Below are 21,629 nucleotides of genomic sequence, written 5' to 3' on the forward strand. Positions count from 1 at the left end.
TTTTATTTTTGGCTGAACTTACTTATTCAAAATCTTTTCTCTATCTACCATAAAGACCAGATGCACCTTTTAATTCATTAGAAATAGGATTATTTCTAATCTTCCAATATAATCTTGAATAATCTTTTTCTCTTTTAATAAAAAAATCAGGATGCATTTTTTCTATCTCATTGTTACTTAAATCTGCATTATCAATACGAATTTTAGCAAATGATTCTCTTAATTCTTTTATCACGTTACCTTGTATCCAAAATTTGGTGAAATATGATCGTTTAACAACACTATCTGGTATATCGCCAATTTGATTATTACTTGCAAAAAATTCATTAACTCTCGTATTAGAAAATACAGAAGAGTGAAGTTCTTTAATCTTGTTTTTAGAAATATCAATAGATCCCAGTTGTGAAAAACTAATAGTACCAAGACTAAATTCTGTAATTTGATTAGAAGCTAGATTTAACTTTTGTAATGACACACTAGTTATACTCATTTTTTCAAACTCTTTTATATCAAATGATGCTATTTTATTAGACCTCAATAAGAGTACTTCAAGTTTATGCTTAAAGAAATTATAATCAATCTCTTTAATTAAGTTGTTTGAATAATCTATTAGTTTCAAGTACGGTAAACCAAGTAACCCGGCATCCATCTTATTTAATTTATTTTGTTTGATATGAAGTTCAGAAAGTTGGTTCAATTCTTCTAATTCTTTTGGCAGTTGAGCTATTTTATTACTGCTCAAATTCAAATATTTCAGATTTTTTAAAGATGACAACCAGCTAAAATCAACAAGCTTACAACCTGCAACGTTCAATTTTTTTAGATTATCGAGTTTCTTTAATTCAGAAACATCTTCAAACTCATTTTGCTCAGCCTCAAATGATTCTAAATGAATTAACTCACCCACCGACTTCGGTATGCTCAAATGCGAACCGTTCAACACCAAATGTTTTAATGCTCCCATCTCCTTTAAATGTGGAATAGCAGTATTAAGATTTAAATTAGGACATGAATAAAAACGAAGTGTTTGAATGTGATTAAAATATTTAATCTCTTCTGGTATTACTTTAATAGTATTGTTCTTGACCTCGAACACATTAGGTAAAACATCTTTTATATTTCGATTTGAAGTGGCTATAACATGATGCATAAACCTAAAAACAAACTCATTTATTTCTGGGTGATTTAATAAGCGAGTTAATTTTTGTTGTGTACTTCCTGATTTTCGTAAGCTTCCAGATACACCTACTTTAGCATGTTGAACAAAAAGTTGTGACCCATATTTTTCATACAATTGTGTTGCCTTTTTAGCAATCTTCTTATCAGGGTGTGTTGTCATTATTGCAGCAAGCAATGACTGTATGGTTTCATTGGCTCCACCGCCTTCAATAATTTCAAATGCGACTTTATAATTCTCATCTAAATTACTCGACAAGAGTTTCAATAACTGATCATTAAGACCTGAATTAGTATCTTGTAACAACCACGGATCTTCAAGTTTTACAATTAAATCTTGCAAGTGATCTTTAAAAACAACATTCTTGTTATTAACAATAAGTTTTTCAAAATCATCATATTCAGTTTCACTACCGACAACAAATATTAAATTTCCATTATCACCTTCTTCTGCCAAATAAAAACAAGTATCATCAAGTAACTCACCCCATTTCTTTTTGGTGAAACCTTTTACTTTTGTAAGTAATACAATGCCTGTTTTATCATTACTATTTAATGCATCAGCTAACTTATCTGACAGTTTATCTTTAAGCTCAAGAAAATTCTTTTTGTAAAAACAAAATAGCACTTCTTTAGTTTGATCAGAAAGCTCTGAATTGATATACTTATTTCTAAAGGAAGTCACTAAGTCGTTTAGCTTGTTATTTTCTTTAAATTCAACATGCTTAGTCAAGCAAAGGCATGATGGAGTTTTATCCTCAGAAAAATAACTTCTAAAATTTAAAATATTTAAAAAATCAAGCTCAATAAAATTAGGCTGAATATCTTCAGTGTTTAGATTAAAGTCGATATTCAAACTTTCTAGCCAAGGCATTTCCTTTACTACGCTGATCAACCCATCCATATCCTTTTTTTTCTCAAGTCCATAACCAAGACCAAGATGCTTAAGTGTCTTTAATTTGGATATGACACTCGGAAACTTTTTCCCTCTATAACTACCCAGTTTAAAATATACTAAGTTTGGTAAATGCTGAATTTTAGCAATCTCCTTGTCTAAATTAATTTGGTTATTTCTATCTATGGAAATTGATTCCAACAAATTCAATTCACTTAAATCTGGCAATGACTTGTATTTACCACCTGAAAAAGATATTCTTTTTAATTTTTTCAAGACTGTAATAGAAGTTGGAATTTCTATCAAGTCAAAAGCATTTATTTCTAATGAAGTTGCACCTGCATATTGTTCAAAAAAATCATTAGGTAAAACCGACAGCTTTTTTTTATAATCTCTAATTTGAAGATGTGTTTCCTTATAAAATACAAATTCAGAATAATCTACTGTTTCTTCTGCATGCTCGGCATCAGTTTCTTTTAATTCTGTTTCGGTTTTCCCTGGTGTATTAAAGATTTTTTTAAACATAGCATTTTACATTTTTGTTAGAATAAGTTTACCAATTTCAGGAATAGCGTAAAGTCTTTTTAAATCTTTTCTATCTGAGTTCACTAAGTCTTGAGCCATTGCCAAACGTAAGTCGTTAGGTATAAATGGTAACATTATAAATTTATGCAGGTTATCGAACTGTTTATTACTTAGCTCACCTTTATTATAAAGTAGATTATTAGTTAAGCGGGTAAGAATTACTGATAATATATCCATTCGTTTTGTTTTGCCGTCTATCAACACTTTTAGTCTTCCACTTATCATTTTAAAATCGGGAGTATTAAGTATTTCTTCAGGAGCGATGAGCTTATCCAAATCCATATTAATAAAATTAATGAATGCCACCGAAGTTTCTTGATCCAGACAGCCATCGGCAATAATTTTAACAAGGTCAAGAGATTTTTTCAAATCAGTGATTGTACTTATTGATTGAAAAAACTGAACTAATGAACGTGGGGTTGTTCTTTGACCGGTAACAATTTCTGGATAATTTAAAACAAAAGCGATACCCCTTGGATCTATTTCTTTTTTCTCTGCCCATCGCGCCCATGTTTTTACATCAAACTCCATTGAAATATGGACCATTCTTGTTAGCATGGCATCATCCATTGTGGTAACAGAATAATCACCACCATCAGGGTTTGCAGTCGAAATTATCATCCAATCTTTAGGTAATGTCCAACTCACTAGTTCATAGTTCTGAAGTAGTTGCATAATACCTCTTAAAATTCGATCATCAGCTCTATTAATATCGTCAATTAGCAAAATACCTGGTCCCTCTTTGGTAGGTACCCAATCGGGTGCTACAAAATGGGTACTGTTTTTGTCATTGATATTTTTAATTTGTGGCATTCCTACTAGGTCGCCCATTTCTTCGAATTGCGCAGGTGCTATATAAATAAATTCAAACCCATTCTCATTGGCAAATTCTCTAACCAACTCAGTTTTTCCAATTCCATGCATTCCCCAAATGCAAGCTGGTGTGGGTCGGTTCTCACTTTCTTGGTTAAAGCTACTTGTTACTAAATGTTTTAAAAAAACTCTTACAAGGTCTGCATTTACAGTAGCGCCATAGGTTATGTAATTAAATTGCTTATTTTTTTCCATATTAACTTATGCTTATAATTTTGCCTTACGGCCTGGTAAATGTTTAAAATCGTTACTATCTACTTCAATGCCATTTTTACTTATAACCCACAATAACGGAAAGCGTGCATGTGTTTTTGGTCTTGGTGCAAATCCATCAGTAAAATATATTAACCCATCTGGTTTAAAATTGCTGTTTCCGTATTCTAGAGGAGCATTAAAATCAGTACCGCCGCCGCCCGTTACAAAAGTAGGAGTAACACCTTTATAGGCATAAGACCGCTTTATAACAACATCGCATTCAACAACTTCTATTTCTGCACCTTGTCTCCAAATATGATATACTTCACTAAAGAAATCAGATAACTCTGCTTTATTAATACTGCCTGAAGTATCAATTGCAATTAATAATTTTCTAAGTTTTTTTATTTTAATACCTGGTACCGTTCCAAACCTTTTTGATGGTCTTTTTAACGTTGTTTTAATTTTGGTTTTACAACTGCTTTCTGAAAATAGTTTGACAACCCTTCTCCAATCAACTAAGGGTACTGGTTTAATGAGTATTTTTTCGATCCACAGACGTAATCCTGCTGGTAAGTTTCCAAAAACTTTAATAGAAGTTTTATTGTTCGCAATATTAATGAGGTTGTCTATTTGGGCTTCTGTTAAGGTTTTATCTATATTATTTTGCGAATAAATTTCAAACCATTTATCATGTCTATTAAGACCATGTGATTTTTCTTTTATGCTATTCAAATTTGCTGCTGCTACCGAATCTTTATACTTGCCATTTATATCATTTTTAAGCGCTAACAGCTTATCATAATAATAATGAAAGGTTCTATCTTTTTCAAATTCTAATTCTGGAAATGTTTCTAAAAAAAGAGACTCATCTGGCAATTGCTTTCTTTCTATAAATTGATTCACAACCAAATCCATAGCAATATTTAAAAGGTGCTTATTATAGCTTTTAGGATTAACCAAAGTATGTTTAAAAATGATATGCAGTACCTCGTGCTTAATAACACCGTACCTATGGTCTTCGTCAGTTAAGAAATTGTCCCAAAATAAAGGATTAATATATAAAGTATGGGCATTATCGGTAATACCGATTGCCATTGTTTGCACATCGTTGTCTGAATCAACAACTATTTTATTCATACAACTAAATAAATGAGAATAAAAAGGCTCTTTTAATAATAAGGATATGCTTGTTCTTGTGACTTCTTCAAGTATTCTTCCAGTATCAACACTCATAAAATCATCTATTTTGTTTTTCGTTTACCGCTATTCTAAAGTTGGTCATTTTCTCTTTTTCTTGTTCAGAGCCATCAACAAATATTCTGGAATTATGAAACGGAATATCACTTTCGTTAGGTATATCAATAGTGTCAGCATCGCTAAGTATACTAATATATTTTGCTTCAGATTTAAATATTGAAATAGGTATTTTCGAAATATTTGACTTACTTAACTGTATTTGATCAACCTTTAGTTTTTCGAAGTTATCAGGAATTTTTTCAATAGCATTTTCCTGCAGATTTAATTCTCGTATCTCTTTAAAAGAAAAGAATAAGGAAGGAATCTCTTTAAAGTCATTTTGATTTAAGTTAATTCTATTGAGCATTACAGATCCTAAATCATGGTTTTTATTTTCATTCGATTGAAATAAAGATCCTAAAAAGCCGTGCTTCTTTTCTTGCTCCACTTTCCCTATCGAAGACAAATGATTATTTTGTGCGTTTATAGTTCGACCACTATAAGACACACCTTTAGTACTGAATAAGCTTAATGGTAGACATGTTAATTCATTATTTCTCAATGTAACCTCTTCAAGCCTCAAACAATATTCAAAAGTATCTGGTAAGTCTTTTAATGAACAATCTGACAAATTAAGGATGCGTAACTTTTTAAGTTCGCTAAAATTAATTGTAACATTTTCTAACGGATTCTGATCAACCGATAAAAATTCTAAAGATCCAAATTTTTCAATAAACGAAGGAAGCTCTTTAATTTGATTGTCACTTAAATTTAAAAATTCTAATTTATTAAAGGATTCAATAAATGAAATATTGGATAGACCCGTATAGTTTAAATGTAATCGAGTTATATTTTTTAAGCCCTTTAAATGGTCCTCATCTTTTATATTTAGCTTGGTAATAGTTAAGTCTTTTAAAGCTGTATTTATTTTGGATAAATCAGGAACACAAATTTCACCAGAAGCTTTCCAATGACCAATACTAAGTTTTTCTAACGTTGGTATTTCTAAAAACGAAGCGGGAAAACACTCCATTGATTGCTCGATATTTAAAGTATGAAGCGGTAGTTCATTTATTTTATTCTTTAAAAAATCTTCACTTAATGGTTCAGAAGGCATTATTCTCAAAGTGTGAATAAAATCACATTCGTTCAACGAATCGGTAATTTGGTTTTGCGCTACCTTTTCAAGATAAACACGCCCAAACCAATTTAAAAAGTTGTCATTAATTTTTCCTTCTTTATCGGCCTGGTGCCATCTGATCATTTTAAAGGCTAAAATAAAAGCACAAAGATCAATTTCATCATGATGATATACCTTTTTAAAACCCTCAAGCTCTTTTTTCTTGTAACTATCCTTCCAAGTATTTTTTATATGGTTTTGTAAATCAGATGAAGCATATTTCTTAAAAAGGTTACGAGACGTTTTTCTTATACCAATATCTGTATGAAATAAATGAATAGCCACTAGGTAGCTTATAATTAATCTATTAGCACCACCGCCTTCAATTATAGAGAGTATTAAAGATAATTTATCTTCATCTTTGGCTTTCAATAATCGAGTGATCTGTTGTATAAGTTCTGTACTGCTTTCTTCTAATAAATAGGGCGTATCTTCTTCAATCAACTGATCTTTTAAATGGTCTTCAAGAAAAAAGTTAAATCCTTTATTAAATAACTTTTCAATATCTTTCATATTAACTTTAGGGTTAACAAGAACATACGAAACACCTTCAGGTTTTGTTTTAATTTTAAACCCTTTTTGGTGAAGTATATCTTTAAGCTCCTTAAGTGTTCCCATACTTGGTTTACCAGATATATACACTTCAGCACCTTCTACAAAACCAACTTGAAAAGGATTTTTTAGTATTTTAAAAAGGGGTTTATAGTAGCCTGATAATAGGGCAAAAGCAATCATTCTTTCTTGCTTAGACTTAATCTGCAGTTTATCAATTGTTACAAGCGCTTCTTCATCACTTTTAAGCACCTTAAACAGCCTAGTAAACTTTATCCAACCTTGAGGTAAAATTGCATATTCAAGTGGCAATTGAATGTCTTTGGTATCATAATGAGAATTTCCTTGTATGTCTATCTTTAATTCTTTTATAAATGACAAATCAACAATCGATGATGGAATAACTTTATCTTGAGTTACAATTTGAACATATTCTAAGTTTGGAAATTTCTTAAGATTTTCAATATACCAATCTAAAGTTTGAGATTTTTGATAGTTAAATTCTAGCTTTTTAATGGAACCCATTTTAGCCAGTTTGTTAATTTCCTGATCAATATCTAGGTTAGGGAAAGCTGAAAATCGTATCGTTTCAATATGTTTCAAGTTGTAAAACTCTTCAGGAAAACTAGTCATTTCCTCATCACGCCAATAAATTTCTTTTAAGTTCAAAAGTTGTGATAGAAGTTTAAAATCTTCATTTGATATTGTACCAACTGTAATTATTTCAAGCTTCTTAAAAGCTGCTACTTTAAAAAAATTAAGGTCTAAACCATTACCTAGCCAATGCAATTCTTTTAGTTCGGTTAGGTCGTATAATGATTCTGGAATTTGAGTAAGATTAGTGTTATTTCTTACAACAAGAGATTCCAATTGTTCAAGCTTACCAATGGTTTGGGGTAGGTCACTTATTCCCGTGCTTAAAACATTCAATGTCTTAAGTTGTTTTAATTCTCCTATTGTTTCAGAAATATTTTTCAACCCCTTTATATAACTAAATGATAGTGATTCAAGATTTTTAAGTAATCCTAAATTATTAGGTGAATCTTGAAGAGTTTCCTCATCACTATACAATGATGTTCTATAAAACCTGAATTCTTTAATTTGTGGCCAACTTGCTAAATTGACTATTAATGACTCAAGATTTAATTCCGGATTATTTTGATATTTTATCTCTTTTAAATTTTTCAGTTTCTTCAAAGAATCAGGAAGTACAACAAGGTTGTTTTCTTCCAAATCTAAAGATTCCAACTGGGTCATATCTCCCAATGATTCTGGTAAATCTTGAAGTTTCCACTGCCGAAAACTTAAATTTTTTAGTTTAGGTAACCCTGCCAAGACAGTACATACTTGTTCTAGGTCAAGTTCAGCATTACCTTTTAAATGAATAGCTTCTAGGTTTTTTAGTTTAGTAATTTCTTTTGGTAATGTTTTTAATTTGTTCGATTCGAGATGCAACACCTTTAAATTAGTCAAGTTTCCTATCTCTAGCGGTAAAACTGATAAACCCATTGATGATAGATCAAGTTCTTCTAAATTTTTTAAATTGAAAAAAACAGCCGGTAATTTCTTTAGTTTATTGAAACGTAGATTTAGATATTTAAGATTTACAAATCCGTTTATTTCTTCAGGGTATGTCGTTAAATTATTGTTTCTTAAATTTAAAAAAGTCAATGAATCTAGAGACGAAAAAGATGATGGCAGTTTTTTTAAGCTATTACTCCTTAAGTCAAGAATTTCAATCCCTTTGAGCTTTCCTATACTTTCAGGTAATTCTTTAATTGCATTTTTAATTAATCCGAGTCCTTTTATGTTCTTTAGTTCTGATAGCTTATCAAATAGTTCTTCATGATTTAAAGTTTTATTGTAGCTTAAATCAAACTCAAGGCGAGGCAAATCTATAAAGTCAGCTGTATTTATAGCTAACATTTTCATCTTTCTATTCTGTAATATAAATCGAACCTTATTGTCTTTTAAGGTTTTTACTCTACGTAAGTCACCCGTTTCAATAAGTTCATCATTGGCCGGCATCTTTTGGTATTGCATAATCTATATATTTAATATAACTGTAACGTTAATATTATTGATTAATTACTATGGTTATTACTTAATGATTTTGGTATTTTCCATTTTTGTTTAAAATTAAATATTGCTTTTTTCTGTAAAACCCCTATACCTAAAAGATAATAGTCAAATACCTAATTAACCATTTATACAAATACTAATGATTTTGACCGCTATCGAAATTTTATTTTGATAATTTTAACTATCAAGTACCCTAATACATTTTAATAAATTGTAGATTTGTTTAATCCTTTTTCAGAAATCATGAACAATGTAAAAAAGCAGTTTAGTATTAGAGACCTTGAAAACCTCTCTGGTATTAAAGCACATACTATCAGAATTTGGGAAAAAAGATACAATCTTTTATCTCCTGAGCGTACCGACACAAACATTAGAACCTATAGTCTTTCGAGCCTACAAAAGTTACTTAATGTTACATTGTTGTATAATAATGGACACAAAATATCTAAAATCGCCAAGATATCTGATAAAGATATTCCGTATGTTGTTCGCGAAATAGTAGCAAAACACAGTCATAAGAGTCAAGCGATTAACGCCTTTAAATTGGCAATGGTCAATTTTGACCAAACGATGTTCTTTAATACCTATAATGCTTTATTGAGCGAAAATTCGTTTCGAGAGATTTTTAAAGAAACGTTTGTACCCCTGTTAAACGAATTAGGTCTTCTTTGGCAAACGGACACTATCAGTCCTGCACATGAACACTTTATGAGTAGTTTGATCAAACAAAAAATTCTTATTAATACCGAAAAGCTTCAACATTTAGAGCCTACCAAGAAAGACAAAGTCTTTGTTGCATTTTTACCTGAAAATGAAATACACGATATAGGCTTACTTTATATCAATTATGAGATTATTCTAAAAGGTTATAAGTGCATTTATTTAGGTCCGACAATACCTATGGAGAATCTAGAAGATGTTTTGAAGTATTTCGATGACATCTATTTTGTATCCTATTTTACGGTTTTTCCAGAAAAAGACAAGATTAACAAGTATTTAGAAGATTTCTCTAAGCTAGTTGCCGAATATAACAACCCTAATTTTTGGATCTTAGGTAGACAAACAAATTTTATTGAAGAGGCTACAAAACCTAAATTTTGTAGAACATTTACTTCTATAGATAATCTGGTTAACAATTTATAATCTCTTTGATACAAATGAATAAAAGTTGCATAGTAATTGGTTCTGGTTTTTCATCACTATCAGCGGCATGTTACTTGGCAAAAGCTGGCTGGGATGTTTCTATATATGAGAAAAATGACACTGTAGGTGGTAGGGCTTCTCAATTCATAAAAGACGGATTTACGTTTGATATGGGCCCGAGTTGGTATTGGATGCCAGACATTTTTGATAAGTTTTTTGCCGATTTTAATAAACAAACATCAGACTATTACCATCTAGACAAGCTAAGCCCCGCTTATAAAATTTTCTTTAGTGACGATATTATCACCATTGGCGATAATATGGATAAAATTTGTGAGGAGTTTGAAAGAATAGAACCTGGCAGCTCAAAAGCATTAAAAAAGTTTATCGATAAAGCACAAGAGAATTATGATATTGCGATTAACAAAGTAGTTCTAAGACCGGGACTTTCACCTTTAGAATTGGTAACCAAAGAAACCATTTTAAAAGTTGACCAATTTTTTAAAACTATTAGTTCGCAAGTACGTAAGTCTTTTAAAAATCCGAAATTGGTATCTACTTTAGAATTTCCTGTATTGTTTCTTGGCGCTAAACCGAGCAATACTCCGTCATTCTATAATTTCATGAATTTTGCAGATTTTGGCTTAGGTACATGGCACCCAAAAGGTGGTATGTATGAAGTAATTAAGGCTATGGAAAGTCTTGCAAAAGAACTTGGCGTCAAAGTAAACATCAATTCGCCGATTGAGAAAATTCAAGTAACCAACGGTAAAGCAACCGGAGTTACGTGCAATGGCAAAAACTATACTGCAGATGTTGTTTTAAGCGGAGCAGATTACCACCACTCAGAAAGCTTGTTAGATGAAAAATACCAGCAATATTCTCAAAACTATTGGGACAAAAAGGTATTTGCACCTTCTTCATTATTATTTTACATAGGGCTTGATACGAAACTGAAAAACGTTGAGCATCACAACCTATTTTTTGATACAGATTTTGAGCTACACGCTAAAGAAATTTACGACAGTCCAAAATGGCCAACCAATCCGCTATTCTATGCTAATTTTCCATCTACAACAGATGCAAGTATGGCACCCGATGGTTGCGAAACAGCATTTTTTCTAGTACCAATTGCTACTGCTCTTGAAGATACCGAAGCATTGAGAAGTCAATATTTTGACATTATTATGGATCGTTTTGAAAAAAGAACTGGGCAAGACATTAGAAAAAATATTATATTCAAAGAAACATTCTGTGTAAATGACTTTGTAGAACGATACAATTCATACAAAGGCAATGCATACGGTATGGCCAATACTTTAACACAGACTGCATTTTTGAGACCTAATTTAAGAAGTAAAAAAGTAGTTGATTTATATTTTACAGGACAACTGACTGTGCCTGGTCCCGGTGTGCCACCCGCTTTAATCTCCGGTAAATTAGTGTCAGAATTAATTATAAAAGATAATTAGTTAGTCTATGAAAGATACTTTTGATCAAGTTTCATACCAATGCAGTAAGATTGTTACTAAACGATATAGCACGTCTTTCGCATTAGCCACCAAGATGTTGCACTCATCTATACGTGGTCATATTTATAATATATATGGTTTTGTTCGCTTTGCAGATGAAATTGTAGACACCTTCCATGATTATGACAAAGAAGTTCTTTTCGACAAATTCGAAGAAGAACTTGAAGCTTCTTTACGAGATAAAATAAGTCTTAATCCTATTTTAAACTCTTTTCAACATACCTATCATGCCTACAATATACCTAAGCACTTGGTTGATTCATTTATGAAAAGTATGCGAATGGATTTGGTGAAGAATATTTACAGAACCGATGCAGAATACAAAGAATACATATATGGCTCTGCAGATGTTGTTGGCTTAATGTGTCTTCAGGTTTTTGTAAAGGGTGATGTTGAAGAGTATAACCGATTAAAAGAATCGGCAATGGCATTAGGTTCCGCTTTTCAAAAAGTAAATTTCTTGCGAGATGTAAAAGCTGATTTTGAGGAATTGAATAGATCATATTTCCCAAACACGAACTTGAAAGAATTAGATGAAGCTTCTAAAAAACGTATCGTTGAAGAAATAAAGGCAGATTTCAAAAAAGGATATGAAGGAATTGTAAATTTACCTACGGATGCAAAATTCGGAGTATATACAGCGTATAAATATTATTATAAACTTTTAAATAAGCTACAAAGCACACCATCTCTAGAAATTAAGAATGCTAGAATAAGGGTTCCTAATTATCAGAAATTTGGTTTACTAGCTCGTTCTTATGTTAAATTTAAAATGAACTTGGTATAATGAATATAGTTATTGGAATATTGATTTTTCTAGGAACATTCTTGTTCATGGAATTCATGGCGTGGTTTACGCATAAATATGTAATGCATGGTTTTCTTTGGAGCCTACATAGCGACCATCATAAAAAAGACCACGACTCGTGGTTTGAAAGAAACGACCTTTTCTTCATCTTTTATGCGATTGTAAGTATGTCTTTATTCTACTCAGGTACCACTGGTTTTTGGTACGGCTATCCATTAGGGTTTGGAATTTTAGCTTACGGTATAGCTTATTTCTTGGTACATGATATCTTTATACACCAACGCTTTAAACTATTCAGAAACGCAAATAACTGGTATAGTAGAGGTGTTAGAAGAGCACATAAAATGCATCACAAACATATCGGCAAAGGCGATGGCGAATGCTTCGGTATGTTGTTTGTACCCTTTAAGTATTTTAAGAAATAGTGATTAGTAGAACTAGAAAGCAGATTATTCTGCTATAAGTTGATTTAGAAGTTTATCAACTTTATCATTATCCCAATCAGCAATAGCATTTTGGTGTATTACTATTGAACCCGTTTTATCTATTAGGTAAGACCCTGGTGGTTTTAATAATGAAATCGGACTTGGTTCACCAATTATTTGATAGGTTACGGGGAAGGTGTAACCTTGCTCTTCCATAAAAAGCTCAACAGGAGCTCTTTCTTCATTGGTAATTACATAGAACTTCATCTTATCGCCGTAAGTATCGTAAAGGTACTGTACGTCTTTTAACTGCGCCTGAGAAGGCATATGCCATGAAGTCCAAAAAGTAATGAATGTAACTTTACCTTTTGCTTCCTCAAAATTAAAGAACTTCCAATTCTGATCTTTTAGCTTCCAATCATAGTCAGTTACTTTACCTCTATTTTCAGATTTAATAATTGTCGGGGAAGTGGCAAATGCCCTGTTAAGCATAATCTTGCTATAATCACCCAATGGGGTAACGAAAAAAGAGATTACAAAAGCAATGATCAATAAGGTAAAAACCGTTTGTCTGGTCATAAAAGTTAGATAGGGGTCAAAACTAAAAAACTCCTGATTAATATCAGGAGTTTTCCTTACAAATTTTGAGTTGTTGAATTATGAGGCGTTTTCCCTCTTAATAACGTTTAAAGCTGAACCTTCTCTATACCACCCAATTTGTGCGGCATTATAAGTATGGTTTACTTTGATTACATCTTTACTACCATCTGCATGAACAACCTCAACGGTTAACTGCTTATCTGGAGCAAATTCTGCTATATCTGTAAAATTAAATGTATCATCTTCTTGAATAAGGTCATAATCGCTTTCATTAGCGAAAGTCAACCCTAACATACCTTGCTTTTTAAGGTTTGTTTCGTGTATACGTGCAAATGACTTTACAATTACTGCAGCAACACCTAAGTGACGTGGCTCCATTGCAGCATGCTCACGTGAAGAACCTTCACCGTAATTATGATCACCAACAACAATGGTTCTTATACCTGCTGCTTTGTAAGCGCGTGCAGTATCTGGCACACCACCAAATTCACCGTTCAATGGATTTTTAACAAAGTTGGTCTTATGACCAAATGCATTAACAGCACCAATTAAACAGTTGTTAGAAATATTATCTAAATGCCCACGGAAACGCAACCATGGTCCTGCCATAGAAATATGATCCGTCGTACACTTACCAAATGCTTTAATCAACAATTTGGTACCCATTAAACTTTCGTCTTTTATAGGCGTAAACGGCTCTAACAATTGTAAACGTTCAGAATCTAAAGCCACTTTAACTTCTACACCAGACCCATCTTCATCAGGTGCAAGAAAACCAGCATCTTCTACTGCGAAACCTTTAGGAGGCAATTCCCATCCTGTAGGCTCATCGAACTTTACTTCTTCTCCCTTTTGGTTGATTAGTGTATCCGTCATCGGGTTAAAATCTAATCTACCTGCAATTGCAATTGCCGCTGTAATTTCGGGCGAAGCTACAAATGCGTGTGTGTTAGGGTTACCATCTGCACGTTTTGCAAAATTTCTATTGAAAGAGTGAACAATACTATTCTTTGGTGCATTTTTAGGATCACTGTAACGTGCCCATTGACCAATACATGGTCCGCATGCGTTTGTAAAAATCTTAGCATCCAATTTCTCGAATATTCCAAGAATACCATCACGGGCTGCTGTATATCGTACTTGTTCAGAACCAGGGTTAATTCCTAATTCAGACTTCATTTTAATTCCTTTATCAATAGCTTGTTGTGCGATTGAAGAAGCTCTAGATAAATCTTCATAAGAAGAGTTGGTACAAGAACCAATTAATCCCCATTCAACAGCTAACGGCCATTCGTGTTCAGTAGCCTTTTCTGTCATGTCTTTACCAACTTTCGTAGATAAATCTGGAGTAAAAGGACCATTTAACAATGGTGTTAATTCAGTCAAGTTAATTTCAATAACCTCATCAAAATATTGCTCAGGGTTTGCATAAACCTCATCATCTGCAGTTAAATACTCTTTTACCTTATTTGCAGCATCAGCAATATCAGCTCTATCGGTAGCTCTTAAATAACGCTCCATAGATTCATCGTATCCAAAAGTAGAAGTTGTTGCCCCTATCTCTGCACCCATGTTACAAATTGTACCCTTACCTGTACATGATAAAGATTTTGCACCTGAACCAAAGTATTCAACAATTGCTCCTGTTCCACCTTTAACGGTAAGAATTTCGGCAACCTTTAATATTACATCTTTTGGTGCTGTCCATCCAGAAATAGTTCCGGTTAACTTTACCCCTATTAGTTTAGGGAATTTAAGTTCCCAAGCCATACCTGCCATAACATCAACAGCATCTGCACCACCAACACCTATAGCGACCATACCTAACCCACCTGCATTTACAGTATGCGAATCGGTACCGATCATCATTCCTCCAGGAAAAGCGTAATTCTCCAATACAACTTGGTGAATAATACCAGCACCTGGTTTCCAGAAACCTATTCCGTATTTATTGGAAACAGATTCTAAGAAATCAAAAACTTCCGCACTTGTAGTGTTCGCCGATTTTAAATCTGCAGTAGCACCATTTTTAGCTTGAATTAAGTGATCACAGTGCACCGTAGTTGGTACAGCAACCTTCGGCTTACCTGCTTGCATAAATTGCAATAGAGCCATTTGAGCCGTAGCATCTTGACAAGCAATACGATCCGGAGCAAAATCAACATAATCTTTACCTCTTGTAAATGGTTTATTAGGAATGCCATCCCATAAGTGAGAATATAAAATCTTTTCTGAAAGGGTAAGAGGCTTACCTACAATCTCTCTTGCCTTGTCTACACGTTCCGACATGGAAGCGTAAACTTTTTTAATCATATCTATGTCAAAAGCCATAAAATCTATTTATAAAAATTGTTAATCTATCTTATCTGTACAAGATACGAAATGTACGATGATTTTGAAACCACATTTGAAATAAAGAATGACTGTAAAAAATTGAATCAAAGAAGCTTGATTATGAGCACTCAAGCTACTTATACTACATCAATTACATCCAATTCATCTCAATCATTACCGCATAGTAAGACTTATTAACAGTAAAACAATACCCTTAACTACGGCTTCATTTTCTGCAACATCAAATGATCTACAAAGTATTGCAGATAAATTCACCTTATATTTTAATGCTTTTTTCTAAACCAATTGGGTTACTTCATGTATTTTACAGAAAATTAAAAAATTCATGAAATCACCTTTTCACTTATCAAAAGAAGAAATGCAATCTTATGGTTATAAAATTGTAGACTTAATTGTTGAGCATTATACAGAAATTGAGAGTAAAAACCCTGTTAGTATTGCTTCTAGAAAAGAAATGGATACTATTTTTTTACAAGAAGCGCCAGATAAAGGAATGCCTGCAGATGAAGTGTTAGACTTTGTTATGGATAATGTAATACCCAACTCTAATATTTCTGGTCATCCAAAATCATTTTCTTTTGTACCCGGACCTAGTAATTTTATAAGTGCTATTTCAGATTCTTTAGCAACAGGTTTTAATATTTTTTCTGGTGGATGGATTGTTGCTCCTGCAGCAGCAGAATTAGAAATCGTCACTCTAAATTGGTTGTTGAAAATGTTCGGTTTCCCCATAAAAAAAGGTGGCGGAATTTTCACAAGCGGTGGTTCTATGGCAAATCTAACGGCTTTAGTAACTGCAAGAAGAATAAAATGTGGCGACGATTTTTCGAACGCCATCATTTATTTATCAGACCAAGCACATTCTTCAAACATTAAAGCAATTAGGGTTTTAGGTTTTAAGAAAGAACAGATTAAAATAATACCTACAGATTTAGAATTTAAAATAAGCATCAATAAACTTAAAAATGAAATTGCAAAAGATAAAATAGAAGGTAGAAAACCTTTTTGCATTATTGCATCTGCCGGTACCACAAATACAGGTACTGTAGACCCATTAGACACCTTAGCCGATATTTGTGAAAAAGAAAATCTTTGGTTTCATATTGATGGAGCATATGGCGCAGCTGCTATTTTATCAGAAAAAGGCAGTAAGGCTTTACGAGGTATTGAGCGTGCAGATTCTTTGACCGTAGATCCACATAAATGGTTTTTTCAACCTTATGAAATCGGATGCCTTTTAGTAAAAGATGCATCTTGGCTAAGTAATACGTTTAGCGAAAAACCAGAATATTTACGAGATATAGAAGGTAACGAATCAGAAATTAATTTTTATGATTACGGTATTCAATTAACTAGAAGGTTTAGAGCTTTAAAGTTTTACATGTCTATAAAAACGTATGGCTTAGATGCCTTTAAACAAGCAATTACTTATAATATTGATTTAGCCGATAAAACAGAAGATCTTTTAAGAGAAAGCGGTAATTGGGAAATTGTTTCGTTAGCAACTTTGGCAATTATTAATTTTAGATACAATCCGTTAGAATCAAAATTATCTGAAGAACAATTAGATAAATTAAATCAACAAATTTCAGCGAGAGTTGTGGCATCAAAAGAAGCACTTTTAGTAACTACTATTTTACAAAACCAAGTGGTAATTAGAATGTGCCTTATTAACCCAGATACTACATTAGACCACATAAAAGACACTTTAAATCAATGCGAAACATTTGCTAAGCAAATTCTTTTAGATTGGAAAAATGCGGTTTAATATTGGTTATTAAAATTACTGTACTATTAAAATCTAGCACTGATAAATGAATTGTAATAAAAAATGCCTGAGTTAAAACTCAGGCATTTTTAATATAAAATAATTATTTCTTTTAATTATACAACCAATAATTTACTCGAAGGCTTGAACTTAGTAAGTACAATACCATCAACTGCAGCTTGGTATTCTTCTAAAGTAGGAGTTCTACCTAAAATAGTAGACAAGACTACTACTGGAGTAGATGACAATAAAGATTCACCTTTTTTCTCACCTGTATCTTTTACAACTCTTCCTTGGAATAAACGTGTAGAAGTAGCCATTACTGTATCTCCTGGCTCAGCTTTTTCTTGGTTACCCATACATAAGTTACAACCCGGACGCTCTAAGTATAACATGTTCTCGTACTTTAAACGAGCTGCTCCTTTAGGGGCATCGTCATTAAATTCGAAACCAGCGTATTTTTCTAAAACTGCCCAGTCTCCTTCTGCCTTTAACTCATCAACAATATTATATGTAGGAGGCGCAACAACTAAAGGAGCTTTAAACTCAACTTTTCCTTGTTGTTTCTCAATGTTCTTTAACATTTGAGCTAAAATCTGCATGTCTCCTTTATGAATCATACATGATCCAATAAATCCTAAATCCACTTGTTTAGTCCCTCCATAATAAGATAAAGGTCTAATGTTATCGTGTGTATAACGTTTAGATACATCTTCGTTATTTACATCTGGATCAGCAATCATTGGCTCAACAATCATATCCAAATCGATAACTACTTCTGCAGAATATTTAGCGTCTGCGTCTGGTCTTAATGCCGATTTAATTCCCGTTTTAATTTCTGTGATACGGTTATTTGCTTTATCAACTAATCCTTTAAGATCTTGTTTAGGATTATCCATCCCTTTATCAATCATAATTTGAATACGATCTCTTGAGATTTCTAATGATTCAATCAACGTATCATCTTCCGAAATACAAATAGATGCTTTTGCTTTCATTTCAGCAGTCCAATCTGTAAACGTAAACGCTTGATCTGAAGTTAAGGTACCAATATGAACTTCAATTATTTTCCCTTGAAAAACATTCTCTCCGTCAAATTGGTTTAGCATTTGTTGCTGTGTTGCGTGAACCACATCACGGAAATCCATATAAGATTTCATTTCACCTTTAAAGGTAACTTTTACCGATTCTGGAATAGGCATTGTAGCCTCACCTGTAGCTAATGCTAAAGCAACTGTTCCTGAATCTGCACCAAAGGCAACACCTTTAGCCATACGTGTGTGTGAATCTCCACCTATGATTACATCCCAATCATCAACCGCAAGGTCATTCAATACTTTATGAATAACATCGGTCATTGCATGGTACTTACCTTTAGGGTCACGCGCCGTAACTAATCCGAAGTCATTCATAAACCTCATTAATCTTGGAATATTAGCCTTTGACTTATCATCCCAAACGGAAGCTGTATGACACCCTGATTGGTAACCACAATCAACAATAGGAGAAATAACTGTAGCAGCCATCATCTCTAATTCTTGAGAGGTCATTAAACCTGTAGTATCTTGAGAACCTACAATGTTTACTTCAACTCTTACGTTTGAACCTGCATGTAATGTTTTACCCGGAGTAGAACCTACCGCATTTCTGTTAAATATTTTTTCGACAGCGGTTAAACCTTGTCCGTCAATAGAAACTTCTTTTGCTTCTGCATACACTTGAGGAACATCTATTCCTAAAATTTTACAAGCAAAAGTTTGTAATTTTTTACCGAAAACTACGGCATAAGACCCTCCTGCTTTAATAAACTCCTTTTTTGGTGGAGTTAAAGCCGTTGAGATATCTTTTACCGCTTTACCGTCTTTGAATAATTCTTTTGTTTTAGTGTTTATAGTAAACACTGTTCCTGTAGCTACAGAATATTCTTCTTTTAAGATGGCATCTCCTTCTTCATCTACAATAGTATTTCCGTCTGCATCTTGTTGCTTTACCCAGTTTTTCAAATCAATTCCAATACCACCTGTTACACCAACAGTTGTTAAGAAAATTGGAGCAATACCGTTAGTGCCTGCAATTACTGGAGCATAATTAATAAATGGTACATATTTACTAAAAGGAATCCCTGTCCATAACGCAACGTTATTTACACCAGACATTCTTGAAGACCCTACTCCCATAGTTCCTTTATCGGCAATTAACATCACTCTTTTATTAGGATGTTTCTTTTTTAATGCCAATAATTCGTTTTGCTGATCCTTATTATGCTCAAACATACATTGACCATGTAATTCACGATCTGATCTTGAATGTGCATCTGCGCCTGGAGATAATAAATCTGTAGAGATATCACCGATACCTGCAACAAAAGTTACGATTTCTATTTCTTCATCAATCTCTGGCAATTTTGTAAAGAATTCTGCTTGAGCATAACTCTCTATCAATTCTTTAGCGATGGCATTTCCTGCTTTATATGCTTTTTCTAATTGCTCTGTATCTGCTTCGTACAAGAAAACTTGCGTTTTCAATACTTTTAAAGCCTCAGTAGCTATAGTCGTATCATTTCCTAACGCCAAATCTAACAACACTTCTACCGAAGGTCCACCCTTCATGTGAGACAATTGTTCGAATGCGAAAGTTGAAGTAATTTCTTTAACTAACTCTTCCCCTAAAATAATTTCTTTTAAAAACTTAGCCTTAACACCGGCAGCACTAGTGGTACCAGGTAAAACGTTATAGATAAAAAAGTTAAGAGAATCTTCTCTATACTCATTATCGACATCTTTAATTTGCTCAATAATTTTGCTAAGTAATTCAGCTCCATCAATCGGCTTTGGGTGAAGACCTTGAACTTTACGTTCGTCAATCTCCTTTAAGTAATCTTTATAAATGCTCATTAAAAAGTGATTTGAATATTAATTTTGTTGAGAAATTGCTGAGTTGATTTCCATATTTAATTCTGAAGACTTCTAAATGAAAATAGCATCACAACAACTACAATTTGACAGATAATATTGATTATAAATTAATTGCTTATCGGATAAGAATTGAGTGTAATCTTCTAATAACATCAATATTAATTGTCATTTGTTCTTTAATTTTAAGTTAACGCAATTCCGTAAAATTACGTAATATAGAACGCATTTAAAATTAAATAAGTATGATTAAACGCTTTTTCTCAAATGAAGTAGAAAGTTGATAGATATTAAACAATACTAATAATCATTTTGTTTAATTCTTTACAAAAATGCAGAAAGTCGACTATTTATTAAAGTAGATTATTTATAATATCCTCTTCACTTATACCTTCAGCCTCTGCTTTGTAGTTTTTAATGATACGATGACGCAGTATACCTTTAACAACGGCATGTACATCTTCTATATCTGGAGAGAACTTACCATGAATAGCGGCATTTGCCTTTGCACCCAAAATAAGGTTCTGAGATGCTCTTGGTCCTGCTCCCCAATCTAAATACTGTTTTACGTAATTTGAAGCTGAGTCTAAGTTAGGTCTTGTACTATTTACCAATTTTACCGCATACTCTACAACATTATCTGCAACTGGTATTCTACGTACCAAGTCTTGAATAGCAATAATATCTTCTGAATTGAATAGCGGGTTCACCACTTGCTTTCTATCGGCAGTAGTATTTTTAACCACTTGAATTTCTTCGGCTATAGATGGGTATTTTAATTCTATAGCGAACATAAAACGGTCTAACTGAGCTTCAGGCAAAGGGTAGGTTCCCTCCTGCTCAATTGGATTTTGTGTCGCCAATACAAAGTATGGTAAATCTAATTTATGCTGATGACCAGCAATGGTTACAGCGCGCTCTTGCATCGCTTCTAAAAGTGCTGCTTGAGTTTTTGGCGGAGTTCTATTGATCTCATCTGCCAAAACAATATTTGAAAATATCGGACCTTTTATAAACTTAAAGTTTCTGTTCTGGTCTAATACTTCGCTACCAAGAATATCACTTGGCATTAAATCTGGTGTAAATTGTATTCTTTTAAAGTCAAGACCAATTGCTTGGGCAATGGTATTTACCATTAAAGTTTTTGCCAAGCCTGGCACGCCAATCAACAATGAGTGACCACCTGTGTAAATAGAAAGCAGTATCTGTTCAATAACCTCATCTTGACCTACAATGATCTTGGCTATTTCCTTTTTAAGCTCAGCATGTTTTACTACTAGGCGTTCTATTGCTGCAACGTCTGACATAT

Annotated in this window: 13 protein-coding genes; 5 read left to right on the forward strand and 8 right to left on the reverse strand. The window is 32.9% G+C overall.

Going from position 1 to position 21,629, the window contains the following annotated elements; translation table 11 throughout:
- Positions 1–40: 40 nt before the first annotated feature.
- From QSV08_RS10165 to QSV08_RS10180, 4 genes are read right to left on the reverse strand one after another with little or no spacing between them, the layout of a single operon-like run.
- Positions 41–2,596 (reverse strand): leucine-rich repeat domain-containing protein, encoded by a 2,556-nt coding sequence (locus tag QSV08_RS10165; protein ID WP_324028270.1) that lies wholly within the window; start codon positions 2,594–2,596, stop codon positions 41–43.
- A gap of 6 nt (positions 2,597–2,602) precedes the next feature.
- Positions 2,603–3,724, reverse strand: coding sequence for an ATP-binding protein (locus QSV08_RS10170; RefSeq protein WP_324028271.1), 1,122 nt, complete (start codon positions 3,722–3,724; stop codon positions 2,603–2,605).
- A gap of 12 nt (positions 3,725–3,736) precedes the next feature.
- Positions 3,737–4,960 (reverse strand): VWA-like domain-containing protein, encoded by a 1,224-nt coding sequence (locus QSV08_RS10175; RefSeq protein ID WP_324028272.1) that lies wholly within the window; start codon positions 4,958–4,960, stop codon positions 3,737–3,739.
- A gap of 4 nt (positions 4,961–4,964) precedes the next feature.
- A complete protein-coding gene (locus QSV08_RS10180; protein ID WP_324028273.1) occupies positions 4,965–8,621 on the reverse strand; it encodes a hypothetical protein in 3,657 nt (1,218 codons plus the stop codon).
- Positions 8,622–9,020: 399 nt separating this feature from the next.
- Between QSV08_RS10180 and QSV08_RS10185 the strand changes: the two genes are divergently transcribed.
- Genes QSV08_RS10185 through QSV08_RS10200 form a run of 4 tightly spaced genes read left to right on the forward strand, consistent with a single transcriptional unit; the run spans position 9,021 to position 12,685 of the window.
- Positions 9,021–9,920: a MerR family transcriptional regulator gene (locus tag QSV08_RS10185; protein WP_324028274.1), complete on the forward strand. Its 900-nt coding sequence runs from the start codon at positions 9,021–9,023 to the stop codon at positions 9,918–9,920.
- Positions 9,921–9,934: 14 nt separating this feature from the next.
- Positions 9,935–11,392 (forward strand): phytoene desaturase family protein, encoded by a 1,458-nt coding sequence (locus tag QSV08_RS10190; protein ID WP_324028275.1) that lies wholly within the window; start codon positions 9,935–9,937, stop codon positions 11,390–11,392.
- Positions 11,393–11,399: 7 nt separating this feature from the next.
- The gene (locus QSV08_RS10195; RefSeq protein ID WP_324028276.1) at positions 11,400–12,239 is read left to right on the forward strand and encodes a phytoene/squalene synthase family protein; all 840 of its coding nucleotides are present in this window, start codon (positions 11,400–11,402) and stop codon (positions 12,237–12,239) included.
- Positions 12,239–12,685: a sterol desaturase family protein gene (locus tag QSV08_RS10200; protein WP_303598199.1), complete on the forward strand. Its 447-nt coding sequence runs from the start codon at positions 12,239–12,241 to the stop codon at positions 12,683–12,685. The genes QSV08_RS10195 and QSV08_RS10200 overlap by 1 nt, the downstream gene beginning before the upstream one ends.
- Before the next feature lie 24 nt (positions 12,686–12,709).
- On the opposite strand, the gene QSV08_RS10205 is transcribed toward QSV08_RS10200, so the two are convergent.
- Positions 12,710–13,264: a TlpA family protein disulfide reductase gene (locus QSV08_RS10205; protein WP_324028277.1), complete on the reverse strand. Its 555-nt coding sequence runs from the start codon at positions 13,262–13,264 to the stop codon at positions 12,710–12,712.
- Positions 13,265–13,342: 78 nt separating this feature from the next.
- Positions 13,343–15,616 carry an aconitate hydratase gene (locus tag QSV08_RS10210; protein ID WP_324028278.1) on the reverse strand — a complete coding sequence of 758 codons (2,274 nt, stop codon included), beginning with the start codon at positions 15,614–15,616 and terminating at the stop codon, positions 13,343–13,345.
- A gap of 349 nt (positions 15,617–15,965) precedes the next feature.
- On the opposite strand from QSV08_RS10210, the gene QSV08_RS10215 reads away from it, so the two are divergent.
- Positions 15,966–17,408, forward strand: a complete 1,443-nt coding sequence (locus QSV08_RS10215) for a pyridoxal phosphate-dependent decarboxylase family protein (RefSeq protein WP_324028279.1) — start codon at positions 15,966–15,968, stop codon at positions 17,406–17,408.
- Between the two features lie 116 nt (positions 17,409–17,524).
- On the opposite strand, the gene QSV08_RS10220 is transcribed toward QSV08_RS10215, so the two are convergent.
- Together QSV08_RS10220 and QSV08_RS10225 are read right to left on the reverse strand one after the other, a co-directional pair.
- The gene (locus QSV08_RS10220) at positions 17,525–20,302 is read right to left on the reverse strand and encodes a bifunctional aconitate hydratase 2/2-methylisocitrate dehydratase (protein WP_324028280.1); all 2,778 of its coding nucleotides are present in this window, start codon (positions 20,300–20,302) and stop codon (positions 17,525–17,527) included.
- Positions 20,303–20,673: 371 nt separating this feature from the next.
- Positions 20,674–21,627, reverse strand: coding sequence for an AAA family ATPase (locus tag QSV08_RS10225; RefSeq protein WP_324028281.1), 954 nt, complete (start codon positions 21,625–21,627; stop codon positions 20,674–20,676).
- Between the last annotated feature and the right edge of the window lie 2 nt (positions 21,628–21,629).

This window comes from Maribacter sp. BPC-D8 (genome assembly GCF_035207705.1).
In the GTDB taxonomy this organism is placed as follows: Bacteria; Bacteroidota; Bacteroidia; order Flavobacteriales; family Flavobacteriaceae; genus Maribacter.

Excerpts from the sequence above, each read along its gene's own strand:
- QSV08_RS10165 (WP_324028270.1), bottom strand. The coding sequence starts at position 2,596 with ATGTTTAAAAAAATCTTTAATACACCAGGGAAAACCGAAACAGAATTA.
- QSV08_RS10170 (WP_324028271.1), bottom strand. The coding sequence starts at position 3,724 with ATGGAAAAAAATAAGCAATTTAATTACATAACCTATGGCGCTACTGTA.
- QSV08_RS10175 (WP_324028272.1), bottom strand. The coding sequence starts at position 4,960 with ATGAGTGTTGATACTGGAAGAATACTTGAAGAAGTCACAAGAACAAGC.
- QSV08_RS10180 (WP_324028273.1), bottom strand. The coding sequence starts at position 8,621 with ATGTTAGCTATAAATACAGCTGACTTTATAGATTTGCCTCGCCTTGAG.
- QSV08_RS10185 (WP_324028274.1), top strand. The coding sequence starts at position 9,021 with ATGAACAATGTAAAAAAGCAGTTTAGTATTAGAGACCTTGAAAACCTC.
- QSV08_RS10190 (WP_324028275.1), top strand. The coding sequence starts at position 9,935 with ATGAATAAAAGTTGCATAGTAATTGGTTCTGGTTTTTCATCACTATCA.
- QSV08_RS10195 (WP_324028276.1), top strand. The coding sequence starts at position 11,400 with ATGAAAGATACTTTTGATCAAGTTTCATACCAATGCAGTAAGATTGTT.
- QSV08_RS10200 (WP_303598199.1), top strand. The coding sequence starts at position 12,239 with ATGAATATAGTTATTGGAATATTGATTTTTCTAGGAACATTCTTGTTC.
- QSV08_RS10205 (WP_324028277.1), bottom strand. The coding sequence starts at position 13,264 with ATGACCAGACAAACGGTTTTTACCTTATTGATCATTGCTTTTGTAATC.
- QSV08_RS10210 (WP_324028278.1), bottom strand. The coding sequence starts at position 15,616 with ATGGCTTTTGACATAGATATGATTAAAAAAGTTTACGCTTCCATGTCG.
- QSV08_RS10215 (WP_324028279.1), top strand. The coding sequence starts at position 15,966 with ATGAAATCACCTTTTCACTTATCAAAAGAAGAAATGCAATCTTATGGT.
- QSV08_RS10220 (WP_324028280.1), bottom strand. The coding sequence starts at position 20,302 with ATGAGCATTTATAAAGATTACTTAAAGGAGATTGACGAACGTAAAGTT.
- QSV08_RS10225 (WP_324028281.1), bottom strand. The coding sequence starts at position 21,627 with ATGTCAGACGTTGCAGCAATAGAACGCCTAGTAGTAAAACATGCTGAG.